Annotated in this window: 1 protein-coding gene; it reads right to left on the bottom strand. The window is 70.4% G+C overall.

Annotated elements, in window-relative coordinates; all coding sequences use genetic code 11:
• Positions 1–1,049 (bottom strand): IS30 family transposase (locus ABTZ91_RS34085; RefSeq protein WP_352081108.1); only part of this gene is annotated, 1,049 nt, incomplete at its 3' end.
• Between the last annotated feature and the right edge of the window lie 18 nt (positions 1,050–1,067).

Consider the following 1,067-nt stretch of genomic DNA (forward strand, 5'->3'; position numbering starts at 1 on the left):
CCGCGCTGCCAGGGGCTGGCCGGGTCGCAGAAGTAGACCGGGATGTCGGTGGCGACGGTGAACTCGCGGTGACGTCCCATCTCGCAGCCCTGGTCCCAGGTCAGGGACCGCCTGAGGTGAGCCGGCAGGCTCTGGACGGTCTCGATCAAGGCGTCGCGGACCAGCTCGGTGCCCCGGCCGCCTGGCAGGTGCAGGAGCATCACGTAGCGGGTGGAGCGTTCGACGAGCGTGCCGATCGCGGAGGCACCGTCCTTGCCGATGATCAGATCGCCCTCCCAGTGGCCGGGCACCGCCCGGTCCTCTGCCTCGGCCGGACGGTCGCTGATCATGACCATCGGGTCCCGGAAGCGGGGCCGACGCTGCTGGGCCTGGCGGCGGGGCTTGCGCCGGATGCGACCGGTCCGCAGAGCGCCGGCCAGTTCACGACGGAGCTCGCCGCGACCCTGGACGTAAAGGGCCTGGTAGACCGTCTCGTGGACCACGTGCATCTCCGGCCGGTCGGGGAAGCGTGCGCAAAGCACCTGGCCGATCTGCTCCGGGCTCCACCGCCTGTCGAGGTGGCTCTGGATGAAGTCTCGCAGCTCCGGGCTCTCGGCTATCTTGCCGGTCTTCGGCCGGGGCCGGCGAGCATCGGCGCGGGCCTGGGCAGCGTGCGGACGATAGTGCCACTGGCCGCGGGTGCCGTCGGTGCGGTTGCGGCGGATCTCCCGACTGACGGTGGACGGGCTGCGGCCGAGCTCGGCGGCTATCGCACGGACCGTGGCCTTCTCCCTCAGCCGGTCGGCGATGTGGATCCGCTCGTCGACCCGGAGGTAGCGGGACGTGCCAGAAGGGGACACCACCGGTCGAACCGGTGGTGCCCCCTTGTGCTTGCTGTCCGCTCTGCGACCGTTGCGCCACCGCCGGCCGGTCTTGGCGTTGATGCCGACGACCCGGCACGCCTGCTCGTTGCTGAAGCCCTGCTGCATGAGCCGGAAGTATGTCTCCCGCTCACGCAACAGCTGCTTCCGCCCCTGAGCCGTCCGGTCCTCCCGGATCTCGAAATCCATCGCATCCCCTGAACTGGG

The sequence above is a fragment of the Streptomyces sp. NPDC126499 genome (assembly GCF_040302485.1).
Taxonomy (GTDB): domain Bacteria; phylum Actinomycetota; class Actinomycetes; order Streptomycetales; family Streptomycetaceae; genus Streptomyces.